Consider the following 12,472-nt stretch of genomic DNA (forward strand, 5'->3'; position numbering starts at 1 on the left):
CCGGGATGGAGGCTTAGCGTACCATGCGCCTTTTGTCATCCAGACTGAACCGAAGGCGCCTATCTTGTCCCGACTTTCCTTTCGCCAACTGTTATTTGCCGCCTTCATTTTGACGACGGGCATTTTGACGGCCACCTCCGTGCAAGCCCTGCTGACCCTGGAACACCTGGCGCGGCTGGGGCGCGAGACGGCGGCGCAGGCAATTGCCCTGACGGAACAGTCACAGCGCCTGTCCGAACGCACCCTGGCCATGGAGCGCAGCGCGCGCCAATTCCTCGTGCTCGACGATCCCGTCTTCCGCGAGCGTTACGCGGCGGCCCGCGACGAAGCGACGGCGGCGCTGCAAGTGCTGAACCGCGCCACGCCCGAGTTCGCCACGCAATTGGCCGACGAATGGACGGCGCAGGCGCAATCGGCGTGGGAAGTTTTGCAGGCAGGCAAGCGCCGCAAGCGCGATGGCCACGCCGTCGTGTACCGCGCGTTTGCCCGCATGACGCAGATCAATGACAGCCTGGCGCGCGAAAGCAAGACGGAAATCGGCAGCCGCAACGACGCCCTGCTGGCCGAGCTGGAACGCCAGCGCCGCCTGCTGGGCGTGCTGGTGGGCGGCGCCGTGCTGCTGGCGGCCGTGCTGGCCACCTGCTTCGGTTTTCTGTTGTCGCGCCCGCTGCGCCGCATCGAGACGGCCATCGGGCGCCTGGGCGACAAGCGCTACGACCAGCCCATCGTCGTCGGCGGCCCGGCCGACACGCGCCGCCTGGGCCAGCAGCTCGACTGGCTGCGCCAGCGTCTGGCCGATCTTGATGCCGACAAGGAACGTTTTCTGCGCCACATTTCGCATGAGCTGAAAACCCCGCTGGCGGCCCTGCGCGAAGGCGTGGCCTTGCTGGAAGATGAGGTGGCGGGCAAGCTCAGCGACAGCCAGCGCGAAATCGCCGGCATCCTGCAGCAAAACACGGCATCCCTGCAAACCCAGATTGAGGACTTGCTGCGCTACAATACCGCCGCTTTTGACGCCCAGCATCTGGCGCACAGCAAGGTCGACTTGCTCGTTTTGCTGCAAGATGTGGTGGCCGGGCAGCGCCTGCAATGGCTGGCGCGCCGGTTGACGGTCGAGGTGCAGGGCGAGTCCCTGATCGTGCAGGCCGACCGCGACAAGCTGGCGACGGCCCTGGCCAATTTGCTGTCGAACGCCGTGCGCTTCAGCCCGGAAGGCGGCACCGTGCGCTTTGCCCTGTCTTGTGCAGGCGGCCGCGTGCGCATCGATTGCATCGACGAGGGCGCCGGCGTGGCGCCCGAGGATGCCGCGCGCATTTTTGAACCCTTTTACCAAGGAGTGCGCCAGGCGGCCGGCGCGCGCAACGGCAATGGCATCGGCCTGTCCATCGTGCGCGAATATATCGCCGCCCACGATGGCAGCGTCACTCTTTTACCGCGCCCCGCCGGCGCGCATTTTCGGATAGAACTGCCCTTATGATGACGAGAAATTCCCTGGCCGCCTGCGTGCTGCTCTTGAGCGCTTGCGCCGCCAAGCCCCCCATCCAGACACCCGTGCTGGTGCAGACGCCGCCGCGCGTGGTGGTGGTGACGGACCCCCAGCTGACGGAATTGCTCGCGTATCAAAGCGCCTTGCGCCTGATGACGCCATCGGAACTGGTGAAGGCGCAGCTGGACTTGGCGAAAGCCGATCACGCGCCGCACAACACGCTGCGCCGCGCCATGCTGCAGGCGGCCTTGCGCGGTCCCGGCGACCTGGCCCGCGCGCAAGCGTTGCTGGAACCGCTGGCCACGGCCACGGGCAAGGATGCGCAATTGCTGGCGCCGCTGGCGCAATTGCTGGGCAGCCAGTATGCGGAACTGCGCCGCCAGGAAGAGAGCATCGACAAGCTCAACACGCAGTTGCGCGACGCTCAGCGCCGCAACGACTTGCTCAATGAAAAACTTGAAGCATTGAAAAACATCGAGCGCAGCCTGTCCGTGCGCCCTGCCGCGGGAGCGCCGAAATGAGCGAACACGCCCACATCTTATTGGTCGACGACGACCCCGACCTGCTGCGCCTGCTGACCATCCGCCTGAAGGCGGGCAATTACCGCGTGACGGCCGTGGGCAGCGCGGAAGCGGCGCTGGCGCGCCTGGCCGTGGAATTGCCGGCCCTGGTCATTACCGACGTGCAATTGCCGGGTCGCGACGGCCTGGCCCTGTTCGATGAAATCCGCCGCCAGCATGCGGCCCTGCCCGTCATTTTGCTCACAGCCCACGGCACCATCCCCGACGCCGTCGACGCCACGGCGCGCGGCGCGTTTGCGTATCTGACGAAGCCGTTCGATGGCAAGCTCTTGATGGAAAAAGTGGCGTATGCGATTAACTTGTCCACCGTCATGCCGGCGCCAGCATCGGGCGACGAGAGCTGGCGCGCCGAGCTGATCAGCCGTAGTTCACAGATGGCCGAGTTGCTGGCCGAAGCCAAGCTGGTGGCCGGATCCGATGCCAGCATCCTGATCCGTGGCCCCAGCGGCACGGGCAAGGAATTGCTGGCGCGCGCCCTGCACAACGCCAGCCGCCGCGCCAAGGCGCCGTTCATCGCCGTCAACTGCGGCGCCATTCCCGAGCAGTTGCTGGAATCGGAACTGTTCGGCCACGTGAAAGGCTCGTTTACGGGCGCCGTCGGCAACCGCGAAGGGCTATTTCAGGCGGCCGATGGCGGCACCCTGTTTTTGGACGAGATCGGCGACATGCCGCTGCCGCTGCAGGTAAAACTGCTGCGCGTGCTGCAGGAGCGGGCCGTGCGCCCCGTCGGCGCCGACCAGACGCGTCCGGTGGACGTGCGCTTGCTGTCCGCCACGCACCGCGACCTCGACGTGGCGATGACCGAGGGGCAATTCCGCGAAGACTTGTATTACCGGCTCAATGTGGTGACCTTGACCCTGCCGCCGCTGGCCGAGCGCCGCGAAGACATCTCTCTGCTGGCAAACCATTTCCTGCAGAAGCTGGCAGCCAAGTACCAGAAGCCCTTGAACGGCTTCGCGCCCGACGCCCTCACGGCCCTGGTAGCGGCGCCATGGCCTGGCAATGTGCGCCAGCTGGTCAATGTCGTCGAGCAAGTGTGCGCGCTGGCCACGGCGCCGCTGGTGCCCTTGTCGCTGGTGCAGCGGGCCCTGCGCGTGCCGTCGCTGGAAGCGCTCAGCTATAACGAAGCCAAGCAGCGCTTCGAGCGCGACTACCTGATTCAGCTGCTGCGCCTGACGGATGGCAACGTGGCCGATGCGGCCCGCCTGGCCGACCGCAACCGCACGGAGTTCTACCGTTTATTGCAGAAATACGAGCTGACGCCGGCCCTGTTTCGGGGCGATGGCGACCCTGTCGCTGAATAGCGACAAAAATAAAGTATTCATAATCAACGACTTATCTGGAAACATTGATATTGTTGCCATACCTTGTCGCTGTCTGGCGACAAAAAGCCCCGTTTTTTCGGCCAGATCGCCGCGAAATGCCCTGGAAAAATCGAGTGTGAATCTAAGTCGTTGATTTTAAATGAAATTTAAAAGCTGGCACGGTGCTTGCTGTATGGGTAGATGTGACGCTTCAAAGTGTTGCTTTATCCAAGTAAGAAGCTTTTAACTTCATTGAGAGGAACTACCATGCAAACATCGAAACTGTTCAATACCCTGGTCGCCGCTATCGTACTGTCGGGCGCCTCGATCACCGCTTCGCATGCCGCTGACTCCGCACCAAAAGCACAAGCTCCTGCTGACACCGTCGTGGCCGCCAACGCTGCCGCAGCCGTCCCTGATGAAACCATCACTTCCTCGGCCAAGGCCGCCCTGAGCGCTGATGCGCAAGCCGCTGCCCTGCCAGTCAAGGTAGCAACCCAGCAAGGTGTGGTCGTCCTGTCGGGCGACGTGCCGAGCGCCGAAGCGGGTGACCGCGTCGTGCAGATCGTCGCTTCCGTGAGCGGCGTGAAAGAAATCAAGAACGAGCTGAAAGTCAAAGCCGCCGGTTAATTCCCTCGCGCTGTACTTTACTCCGGGTTGCCCTGTCTGCGGACAGGGCATTTTTTTGCCCGCGTGGTTTTACCGGGCAAGCCATGCCGCCAGGCAAGGAGCTGGGCAATGAGCCGGACAATGCAGGTAGAATAGCCAGCACTGGCGCCGCTCCCGGCGCTGTTTGTCATCCCCGGCACAGCATGCTGTTGCAAGGCTGCGCCGTTACCAGGCTACCGCATGTCCTCTTTTTCTCCCGCTGCCCTGCTGCGCAATCTGAAACCCGATAATTTCACCCTCGCCCTGCTCGTCACCGTGGCGCTGGCCACTTTCCTGCCTTGCACGGGCCAGACGGCCGTGGTCTTCGGCAACATCACCACCGTCGCCATCGGCGCCCTGTTTTTCCTGCATGGCGCCAAGCTGTCGCGCGAAGCCGTGGTGGCCGGCGCCATGCACTGGCGGCTGCACTTGCTGGTGCTGGCCAGCACTTTTGTCCTGTTTCCGCTGCTGGGCCTGGCCCTGCGCCCGCTGGCGCTGACGTTTCTCACGCCCGACCTGTACATGGGCATCTTGTTTCTGTGCGCATTACCTTCCACGGTGCAATCGTCGATCGCCATGACGGCCATGGCGCGCGGCAATGTGCCGGCCGCCATCTGCAGCGCCTCGGCCTCGAATTTCATCGGCATCTTCCTTGCCCCCATCCTCGTCGGCTTGCTGGTGGCCAAGGGCGCCGAAAGCAAGTCGTCGGTGGACGCCGTGCTGTCCATCGTCATGCAGCTGCTGCTGCCCTTCCTGGCCGGCCAGTTCCTGCGCCGCTGGATCGGCCGCTGGGTCGACCGCCATAAAGCTACCCTGAAATACGTCGACCAGGGTTCAATCTTGCTGGTGGTCTACACGGCCTTCAGCGAAGCCGTCAGCGAAGGCTTATGGCATACGATTTCGGTGGAAACGCTGGTCGCCCTGGGCCTGATCAGCACCCTGCTGCTGGCGCTGGTGCTGGGTATTTCCACCTTTGTCAGCCGCCGCCTGGGGTTCAACAAGGAAGATGAAATCGCCATCGTCTTTTGCGCCTCGAAGAAAAGCCTGGCCAGCGGCGTGCCCATGGCCAAGGTGCTGTTTTCCACGCGTTCGCTGGGGATGGTGATTCTGCCGCTGATGCTGTTCCACCAGATTCAGCTGATGATCTGCGCCGTGATCGCGCAACGCTATGCGCGGCGTGACGAGGCGGCGGTGGCGCGCGTCTAGGGTCTAGGGGACGGGCCGGGCCTTGCTGTGCACTGGCCACGTCAGCGCGTCAAGCAAGGTTCTCGGTACCTTGCCCGTGTCCAGACCCGTGGGTGGATACTCTTCCGCGCGGGGAATATGGTGGGTGCCGAACAGCCGGTCGAAGACGGGGAACAGCCCTGCGAAATTACGGTTGAAATGTTCCGCTTGCACAGAGTGATGAACGCGATGGTACTGCGGTGAATTGAACAACATCCAGCAGCGGCCAAAGCCGACCCGGACATTCATATGCGGAAAAACATGATACAAGCCCAGGATTCCGTACATTCCCAAAATCACCAGATTGGTCTTGAACAAGATCCCCGCAAGCAGATAGATAGTCAGTGCCTTGATGCCCGCTTCGGCCCAATAGTGCCTGGTCGTGGTGCTGGCATTCATTGCCGTATCGCTGTGATGGAAGGAATGCATGGCCCACAGGGCGGGTATGCGGTGTTGCACGCGATGAAAGGCGTATTCCAGAAAATCCATGCAGAAGGCATACACGATGAATGCCGGCGCCAGCATCGAGCCTGACGCGTCGAGATCGATGAGCCCGCCTCCGGCCGCATTGACCAGCCGCACCGTGACGATGGCCGTGAGCGGAGCCAGCATGGCGCCGCTGGCGGCATAGATGACCATATATGCCAGATTGAAGCGCGACGCGCCCGCAGGCTGCTGTTCCAGGGGATGGCGCTTCTCGATGGCCAATGCCAGGAGAATGACCGCCAGCAGCATCGAGGGGCCAAGCAGTATCGCCGCATATCCCATCGTTTAACCCTGGAAATAGTGGATATTCTTGTTAAAAATAGTCCGGCTATCTCCAACTGTCAATGCCATTGGCATTGCCTTGACCTGGGCGATGGCAGAACGCTATATATGCGTGTATATTACGCTCCTTGTCACCGTTCACTTTACAAGGATACGACCATGCGCCTCACCTCCCTCGCCCGACTCATTGGCACCGCTCTTCTCGCCACCGCCGCCACCTCCGCCCTTGCCGGCGAAGTGGTCGTGTCGGCCGCGGCCAGCCTGACGAATGCGTTCAAGGATGCGGCGCAAAGCTACGAGGCGCAGTATCCGGGCAGCAAGGTATCCCTGAACTTCGCCGCCTCGGGCGTGCTGCTGCAGCAGATCGTCAAGGGCGCGCCCGTGGACGTGTTTGCCTCGGCCGACCAGGAAACCATGGATGCGGCGCAAAAACAGGGCCTCGTCTTGCCGGCCGACCGCATGGACTTCGTCGGCAACAGCCTGGTGCTGATCGTGCCGCACGATAGCAAGCTGGGCATCAAGAGCCTGACGGATCTGACGCATAAGGATGTGACCCGCGTGGCCATCGCCAACCCGGCCAGCGTGCCCGTCGGCCGTTACTCGGAAGGCGCCTTGAAGAAGGCGAAGCTGTGGGACGCCGTGCAAGCGAAGGCCATCGGCACGCAGAACGTGCGCCAGTCGCTCGACTACGTGGCGCGCGGCGAAGTCGATGCGGGCTTTGTCTACGCCACCGACGCGGCCATCATGAAAGGCAAGGTCAACGTGGTGCTGGAGGTGCCATTGGAAGCGCCTGTGCTGTACCCGATCGCCACCATCAAGGGCAGCGGCAATGCGGCCGAAGCGAAGCGCTTCGTCAGCTATTTGCAGACGGCGCCTGCGCAAGCCATCCTGGCCAAGTACGGATTTAAAAAGCCATAAAGCAAACGACTGCACATGGATATCGCCTGGACCGCGCTGGCCCTGTCGCTCAAGGTAGCGGCCTGGGCCACGGCGCTCAACTTGTTGCTCGGCATCGGTACGGGCTATCTGCTGGCGCGCACGCGTTTTCCCGGGCGCGAGTTGCTCGACGCCCTGCTGACCCTGCCGATGGTGATGCCGCCCACCGTGCTCGGCTATTACCTGCTGGTGCTGCTGGGCCGGCGCGGCACCCTGGGCATCTGGCTGCAGGATAACTTCGGCATCAACCTCATCTTTACGTGGCAGGGCGCCGTGATCGCCTCCACCGTGGTCGCCTTTCCCCTCGTCTTCAAGCCCGCGCGCGCCGCCTTCGAGGCCGTCGACGGCCAGCTGGAGCAGGCGGCCCGCGTGCTGGGTATTTCGGAAATGGCGATATTCTTTCGCGTGACCTTGCCGCTGGCCTGGCGCGGCATCCTGGCCGGCGTGCTGCTGGGTTTTGTGCGCGCACTGGGGGAGTTTGGCGCCACCCTGATGGTGGCCGGCAGCATCCCCGGCAAGACGCAAACCCTGTCGGTGGCCGTGTTTGAAGCTGTGCAGGCGGGCAAGGATGACTTGGCCAATACGCTGGTCTTGATCACCTCTCTGGTTTGCATCGTGGTGCTGCTGACTGCTGGCCGCCTGGCGCCCGGGCGCGTCGCTCATAAATGACCACTATGCAACTCGACCTCGACCTCCGCGCCACCTTGCGCTCCGGCAAACGCCGTTTCGACCTGCAGGTGCGATGCACCTCCGGCAGCCAGCGCATCGCCATGTATGGCCCGTCCGGCGCCGGCAAGAGCATGACCTTGAAAGCCATTGCCGGACTCTTCACGCCTGATGCAGGCCATATCCGCCTGAACGGGCGCACCCTGTTCGATTCGGCCGCCGGCATCAATTTGCCGCCGCAGCAGCGCAATGTCGCTTACCTGTTCCAGGATTACGCGCTGTTCCCGCACCTGACGGTGCGCCAGAACGTGGGTTTTGGCCTGAGCCGGGGCTGGTTCAATCCGCGCGCGCGTGAAAAATTGCAGAAGGTCGAGCATTGGCTCGATGCTTTCCACTTGCAGGAACTGGCGCATCAGTTCCCCGACGAGTTGTCCGGAGGCCAGCGCCAGCGGGTGGCGCTGGCGAGGGCACTCGTGGCCGAACCGAGCGCGCTGCTGCTCGACGAGCCGTTTGCCGCCCTCGATCCGGCCCTGCGTGTCAAAATGCGGCTGGAACTGAGCCAGTGGCAGCAGCGCCTGGACGTGCCCATGATCCTGATCACGCACGATCCGGAAGATGCGCGCATCCTGGGCGAGCACGTGCTGTACTTGCGCGACGGACAGATCGATAACAGGGAAAACCACATGGCATTGGGTGAACGCATTGGATAAAATCGGCTTGCAAGGCTCGGTATGGATGACGGTGGGCGGAGAAAACCTGGGCGGCGCCGGCAGGGTGGAATTGCTGGGCGCCATCGCCGAATGCGGCTCCATCACGCAGGCGGCCAAGCTCGTCAAGATGAGCTACAAGGCGGCCTGGGACGCCATCGACGCGATGAACAACCTGGCCGGCGAACCGCTGGTCGAGCGCCTGACGGGCGGCAAGGGCGGCGGCGGCACGCGGCTCACGCCACGGGGACGCCAGCTGGTCGACAATTTCCGCATCATCGAGCGCGAGCATGCCCGCTACCTGCGCCAGTTGGGCAGCCAGGCCGAAGGCATCGCCGACGATCTTTTACTCATACGGAGAATGGCCATGAAAACGACGGCACGCAATCAATTCCTGGGCAAGGTGGCCGAACTGAAACAGGGCGCCGTCAACGACGAAGTCACCCTGGAATTACCGGGCGGACAGCACATCGTGGCGATCGTCACGCAGGGCAGCAGCGCCAGCCTGGGCCTGGTGCCGGGCGCGGAAGCGTTCGCGCTGATCAAGGCTTCGTCCATCATCCTCGTGGCCGATAGCGAAGGCGCGCGCTTTTCCGCGCGCAACCAGCTGGCCGGCACGGTCACGCGCGTGCAGACGGGGGCCGTCAACACGGAAGTGGTGCTGGACTTGCCGCGCGGCGGCACGATTGCCGCCATCATCACGAATCAGAGCAGTACCGACCTGGGCATCGCGCTTGGCAGCAGCGTGACGGCGATGTTCAAGGCGTCGAGCGTGATTCTCGGTGTGCCCGCATAAGTGCGTAGGTCGGATTAGCGCTTGCGCGTAATCCGACATGATCCGCCAACAATGTTGTCGGATTACGCGGCGTGCCGCCGCTAATCCGACCTACCTTTTTAATCTTTTAGCCTCGACAACCAATCCGCCGCCGCCGCCAGCACCAGTTCCAGCTCCAGCGCCGTGTGCGCCAGCAGCGCCGGCACCTCATCAAAGCGGCCAGCATCGATGGCTTCCTCGGTGGCGAACGCGGCGCGGATCAGGCGTTTCGTGCCCAGCGTGCCGACGGAGCCGCGCACGCTGTGCAGGATGCGCGCCACGTCGCTGTGGCGGCCAGCCTGCAACGCGGTTTCGGCGTCGCGCACGGGCGTCATGCCCTTGTTCAGCGCGTCTTCCACCATGCGCCGCAGCACGCCGCGCCCCTTCGCGTCGCGCCCCATCACGCGCATCAGCGGCGCCATGGAAAACACTTCCTCATCGGCGACGCGTGCCGGCTCGGCCGTTTGCACTTGCGGGCGCTTGGGCAGGTGGCGCAGGATGACTTCCATCATCTCTTCCACCACGACGGGCTTGGCGATGAAATCGCTGATGCCGGCCGTCATGCAGCGCTCGCGCTCGGACGCCAGCACGCCGGCCGTCATGGCGATCACGGGCAGGCCCAAGCGCAGTTCCGTGCGGATGATGTGGGTGGCGCTGAAACCGTCCATGACGGGCATCTGCATGTCCATCAGCACGATGTCGTAGCGTAGCGCTTCCGTGCGCAGCCGTTCCACGGCTTGCAAGCCGTCGCCCACTACGTCCAGGGTGGCGCCCATGTGTTCGAGGATGCCGCGCGCCACGGCCTGGTTCAAATGATTGTCTTCCACCAGCAGGAAATGCACGCCCGCCAGTTCCGTGCCCAGCGGCTGGTGCAAGATGCGCTGTTCGCCGCCGTCGTCCTTGGCGATCAGCGCCTGGTGCAGGGCGTCGAACAGGCTCGATCCCGTGATCGGCTTCATCAGCACGACGTCGGCCTCGGCCGCGCTGGAGATTTCCTCCAGGTGGTTGCGGGCGAATGCGTTGACCATCACCACGATGGGCTGGCGCTGGCCGCTGGCCGCCTGGCGGATGGCCTTGGCCGTGGCCAGGCCGTCCATGACGGGCATGTGCCAGTCGGCCAGCACCACGTCGTACGGTTGCTGCTGCGCCAGGCGTTCGCGGTACAGTTCGATGGCGGCAAAGCCGGAGTCCACTTCGTCGGCCAGCCAGCCCCACGCCTCGATCAGCTTGACGATCAGTTCGCGCGTGGTGCGGTTGTCGTCGGCCACCAGCAGGCGCAACTGTCCCAGGGCCGGCGTGCGCCGCGTTTCCGCCGGTTGCGCCAGCATCTCGAAGGGCACGCTGAACCAGAAGCGGCTGCCCTTGCCTTCGCTGCTGGCGACGGCGATGTCGCCGCCCATCATGTGGATCAGCTGCTTGCTGATGGCCAGGCCCAGGCCCGTGCCGCCGAAGCGCCGCGTGATGCTCTGGTCGCCCTGCGAAAACGCGGCGAACAGCTGCTGTTGCTGCAGTTCCGTCATGCCGATGCCCGTGTCGCGCACTTCGAAGCGCAGCCAGGCGCGGCCGCTCTCTCTCTCGGCCAGGCTGACGGCCACCACCACTTCGCCGCTCTCGGTAAATTTGATGGCGTTGCCGGCCAGGTTGACGAGGATTTGCTGCAGGCGCTGGGCGTCGCCCACCAGGCGCCGCGGCACGTCGGGTTCGACGGCGATGGCCAGTTCCAGTTCCTTTTCGCCCGCATTCATCGTCATCGTCGTGGCCAGGGTATTCATGACTTCGTCGAGGTCGAATTCGACGGGCGACAATTCCATGCGGCGCGCCTCGATCTTCGAATAGTCGAGCACGTCGTTGAGGATGCCCAGCAGCGACTGGCCCGCCACTCTGACCATGGTCAGATACTTGCGCTGTTCCGTGTCGAGTCTGGTATTGCCCAGCAAATACACCATGCCCAGCACGGCATTGAGGGGCGTGCGGATTTCATGGCTCATGTTGGCCACGAAATCGCTTTTCGCGCGGTTGGCCGCCTCGGCCCGGTCGCGTTCCTGCTCCAGTTCGGCCGCGCGCGATTCGAGTTCCTGCTGCAGACGGTCGCGCTCGCTCATCAGGCCGTTGAACGCTTCCGTCAGTTCGCCGATCTCGTCGCGCTGCTGCACCGGCACGGGGGTAAAACGGCTGCCGCTGGTGCGCAGGGCCAGCAGGGTGTCGCGCAGGCGCACCAGCGGCGACAGCAGGCGCACGGTGACCCAGCCCAGAACAAAGGCGGCCAGCAGCGAGGCGAGGATGCTCCACAGCACCAGCCGGTACAGCACGCCATCGAACGGTTCGAAGGCGTCCGCGACGGGCAGCGAGGTGGCCAGCAGCCAGTTCACCGATTTCAAACGCTTGAAGCTGTTGACTGCCGTGATGCCGCGGCTGTTGGTGCTGACCATGCTGCCTTCGCCATCTTCCTTCAGCAGCTGGGTCGTCGTCAGGTTGGCGTTCGGCTGGCGCGGCTGCAGCAGGCGGCTGGTATCGGGGTGCAGCACGTAGCGCGGCACGGCGCCGCGCGTGAGGATGAAGTAATAGCCGCTCTTGCCGACCTTTTCCGAGCGCAAACGCCCCAGCAGGTTGTCCTTGTACAGGCGCAGCACGCCGATCACCACGCCGGCCACCTGGCCATCGGCGGTGAGCACGGGCGCCACCATCTGCACGATGGGCATGCCGCTCGATTTACCCAGCATCGGTTCGGTGATCATGGGCTGGCGCGTGCGCAGGACGGTCTGGAAATACTCGCGCTCGGCGACGTTGATGCCGGCGCGCCCCGGCACTTCCGGCATGTCGGCCACGACGGCGCCTTGCGCGTCGAGCACCAGCACGTCGTCGAACAGCACCAGCATCGAGCGGCGCGAATAGTATTCGCGCAATTGGGCGGGCCGGGCGATCAGTTCCGGCGGCTGCTGCCGGGCCGTCAGGGTGACGATCTGCAGCAGCATGCCCAGCTTGTCGTCGAGCTCGGCAGCGGTACGGCTGATCAGGGATGACTGCTGGCTCAGCAGTACTTTAGTGAAATCGTCGCGCATGTGCTGCACCTGGATCATGGTGACCAGCGCGATCATGGCGATCGAGGTCAGGCTGGTGGCCAGCGCGACTTTTGCTTTGATGCCGAGAGGCTTCATGATTTCCTTTTCAGTACCGGGCGGCACAGGCGGCAAGTAATGCTGTCAGGAATTTTCCTATCAATGCCCCAGCTTGGCAAGCGGCGCCGCGCAAATTGCCCTCCCCGCATGGGCTTTTGACGATGTTGCCATATAATTAAAGTCGGAACGTCGTTTATTCAGCGAAATTGCCGTGAAATTGGC

At 63.7% G+C, this 12,472-nt stretch carries 11 protein-coding genes; 9 read left to right on the forward strand and 2 right to left on the reverse strand.

Annotated features, from left to right (window positions below):
• The first annotated feature begins 64 nt into the window (after positions 1–64).
• From ACPJXG_RS28440 to ACPJXG_RS28460, 5 genes are all read left to right on the forward strand, one after another.
• Positions 65–1,477 carry a HAMP domain-containing sensor histidine kinase gene (locus tag ACPJXG_RS28440; RefSeq protein ID WP_425252989.1) on the forward strand — a complete coding sequence of 471 codons (1,413 nt, stop codon included), beginning with the start codon at positions 65–67 and terminating at the stop codon, positions 1,475–1,477.
• Positions 1,474–2,007, forward strand: coding sequence for a hypothetical protein (locus ACPJXG_RS28445; protein WP_425252990.1), 534 nt, complete (start codon positions 1,474–1,476; stop codon positions 2,005–2,007). The genes ACPJXG_RS28440 and ACPJXG_RS28445 overlap by 4 nt, the downstream gene beginning before the upstream one ends.
• Positions 2,004–3,371: a sigma 54-interacting transcriptional regulator gene (locus ACPJXG_RS28450; protein ID WP_035823322.1), complete on the forward strand. Its 1,368-nt coding sequence runs from the start codon at positions 2,004–2,006 to the stop codon at positions 3,369–3,371. Before ACPJXG_RS28445 ends, ACPJXG_RS28450 begins: the two co-directional genes overlap by 4 nt.
• A 267-nt stretch (positions 3,372–3,638) precedes the next feature.
• Positions 3,639–4,001 carry a BON domain-containing protein gene (locus tag ACPJXG_RS28455; RefSeq protein WP_034752546.1) on the forward strand — a complete coding sequence of 121 codons (363 nt, stop codon included), beginning with the start codon at positions 3,639–3,641 and terminating at the stop codon, positions 3,999–4,001.
• Positions 4,002–4,220: 219 nt separating this feature from the next.
• On the forward strand, positions 4,221–5,225 hold the full coding sequence (locus tag ACPJXG_RS28460) for a bile acid:sodium symporter family protein (RefSeq protein WP_425252991.1): 1,005 nt from the start codon (positions 4,221–4,223) through the stop codon (positions 5,223–5,225).
• A gap of 3 nt (positions 5,226–5,228) precedes the next feature.
• Here ACPJXG_RS28460 and ACPJXG_RS28465 read toward each other — a convergent pair whose 3' ends face one another.
• Positions 5,229–5,978 (reverse strand): sterol desaturase family protein, encoded by a 750-nt coding sequence (locus tag ACPJXG_RS28465; RefSeq protein WP_425252992.1) that lies wholly within the window; start codon positions 5,976–5,978, stop codon positions 5,229–5,231.
• A gap of 192 nt (positions 5,979–6,170) precedes the next feature.
• Here ACPJXG_RS28465 and modA point away from each other — a divergent pair, with 192 nt between their 5' ends.
• The 4 genes from modA to ACPJXG_RS28485 are packed head-to-tail and all read left to right on the forward strand — an operon-like array spanning position 6,171 to position 9,116.
• Positions 6,171–6,929, forward strand: coding sequence for a molybdate ABC transporter substrate-binding protein (gene modA / locus ACPJXG_RS28470; RefSeq protein WP_425252993.1), 759 nt, complete (start codon positions 6,171–6,173; stop codon positions 6,927–6,929).
• A gap of 15 nt (positions 6,930–6,944) precedes the next feature.
• A complete protein-coding gene (modB, locus tag ACPJXG_RS28475) occupies positions 6,945–7,616 on the forward strand; it encodes a molybdate ABC transporter permease subunit (RefSeq protein ID WP_035823318.1) in 672 nt (223 codons plus the stop codon).
• Between the two features lie 5 nt (positions 7,617–7,621).
• Positions 7,622–8,323: a sulfate/molybdate ABC transporter ATP-binding protein gene (locus ACPJXG_RS28480; protein WP_425254801.1), complete on the forward strand. Its 702-nt coding sequence runs from the start codon at positions 7,622–7,624 to the stop codon at positions 8,321–8,323.
• Positions 8,324–8,348: 25 nt separating this feature from the next.
• Positions 8,349–9,116 carry a TOBE domain-containing protein gene (locus ACPJXG_RS28485; RefSeq protein WP_051959231.1) on the forward strand — a complete coding sequence of 256 codons (768 nt, stop codon included), beginning with the start codon at positions 8,349–8,351 and terminating at the stop codon, positions 9,114–9,116.
• A gap of 98 nt (positions 9,117–9,214) precedes the next feature.
• Here ACPJXG_RS28485 and ACPJXG_RS28490 read toward each other — a convergent pair whose 3' ends face one another.
• Entirely contained in the window at positions 9,215–12,289 is a 3,075-nt protein-coding gene (locus ACPJXG_RS28490; RefSeq protein ID WP_425252994.1) for a response regulator, read from the reverse strand.
• Positions 12,290–12,472: the final 183 nt, after the last annotated feature.

The organism is Janthinobacterium sp. NFX145, from assembly GCF_049810325.1.
GTDB classification, from domain to species: Bacteria; Pseudomonadota; Gammaproteobacteria; order Burkholderiales; family Burkholderiaceae_D; genus Janthinobacterium; species Janthinobacterium rivuli.

What these genes read in the sequence shown, in the direction of transcription:
- ACPJXG_RS28485 (WP_051959231.1), top strand. Translation starts at nt 8,349, where the DNA reads ATGACGGTGGGCGGAGAAAACCTGGGCGGCGCCGGCAGGGTGGAATTG.
- ACPJXG_RS28445 (WP_425252990.1), top strand. Translation starts at nt 1,474, where the DNA reads ATGATGACGAGAAATTCCCTGGCCGCCTGCGTGCTGCTCTTGAGCGCT.
- modB (WP_035823318.1), top strand. Translation starts at nt 6,945, where the DNA reads ATGGATATCGCCTGGACCGCGCTGGCCCTGTCGCTCAAGGTAGCGGCC.
- modA (WP_425252993.1), top strand. Translation starts at nt 6,171, where the DNA reads ATGCGCCTCACCTCCCTCGCCCGACTCATTGGCACCGCTCTTCTCGCC.
- ACPJXG_RS28480 (WP_425254801.1), top strand. Translation starts at nt 7,622, where the DNA reads ATGCAACTCGACCTCGACCTCCGCGCCACCTTGCGCTCCGGCAAACGC.
- ACPJXG_RS28460 (WP_425252991.1), top strand. Translation starts at nt 4,221, where the DNA reads ATGTCCTCTTTTTCTCCCGCTGCCCTGCTGCGCAATCTGAAACCCGAT.
- ACPJXG_RS28490 (WP_425252994.1), bottom strand. Translation starts at nt 12,289, where the DNA reads ATGAAGCCTCTCGGCATCAAAGCAAAAGTCGCGCTGGCCACCAGCCTG.
- ACPJXG_RS28450 (WP_035823322.1), top strand. Translation starts at nt 2,004, where the DNA reads ATGAGCGAACACGCCCACATCTTATTGGTCGACGACGACCCCGACCTG.
- ACPJXG_RS28455 (WP_034752546.1), top strand. Translation starts at nt 3,639, where the DNA reads ATGCAAACATCGAAACTGTTCAATACCCTGGTCGCCGCTATCGTACTG.
- ACPJXG_RS28465 (WP_425252992.1), bottom strand. Translation starts at nt 5,978, where the DNA reads ATGCTGCTGGCGGTCATTCTCCTGGCATTGGCCATCGAGAAGCGCCAT.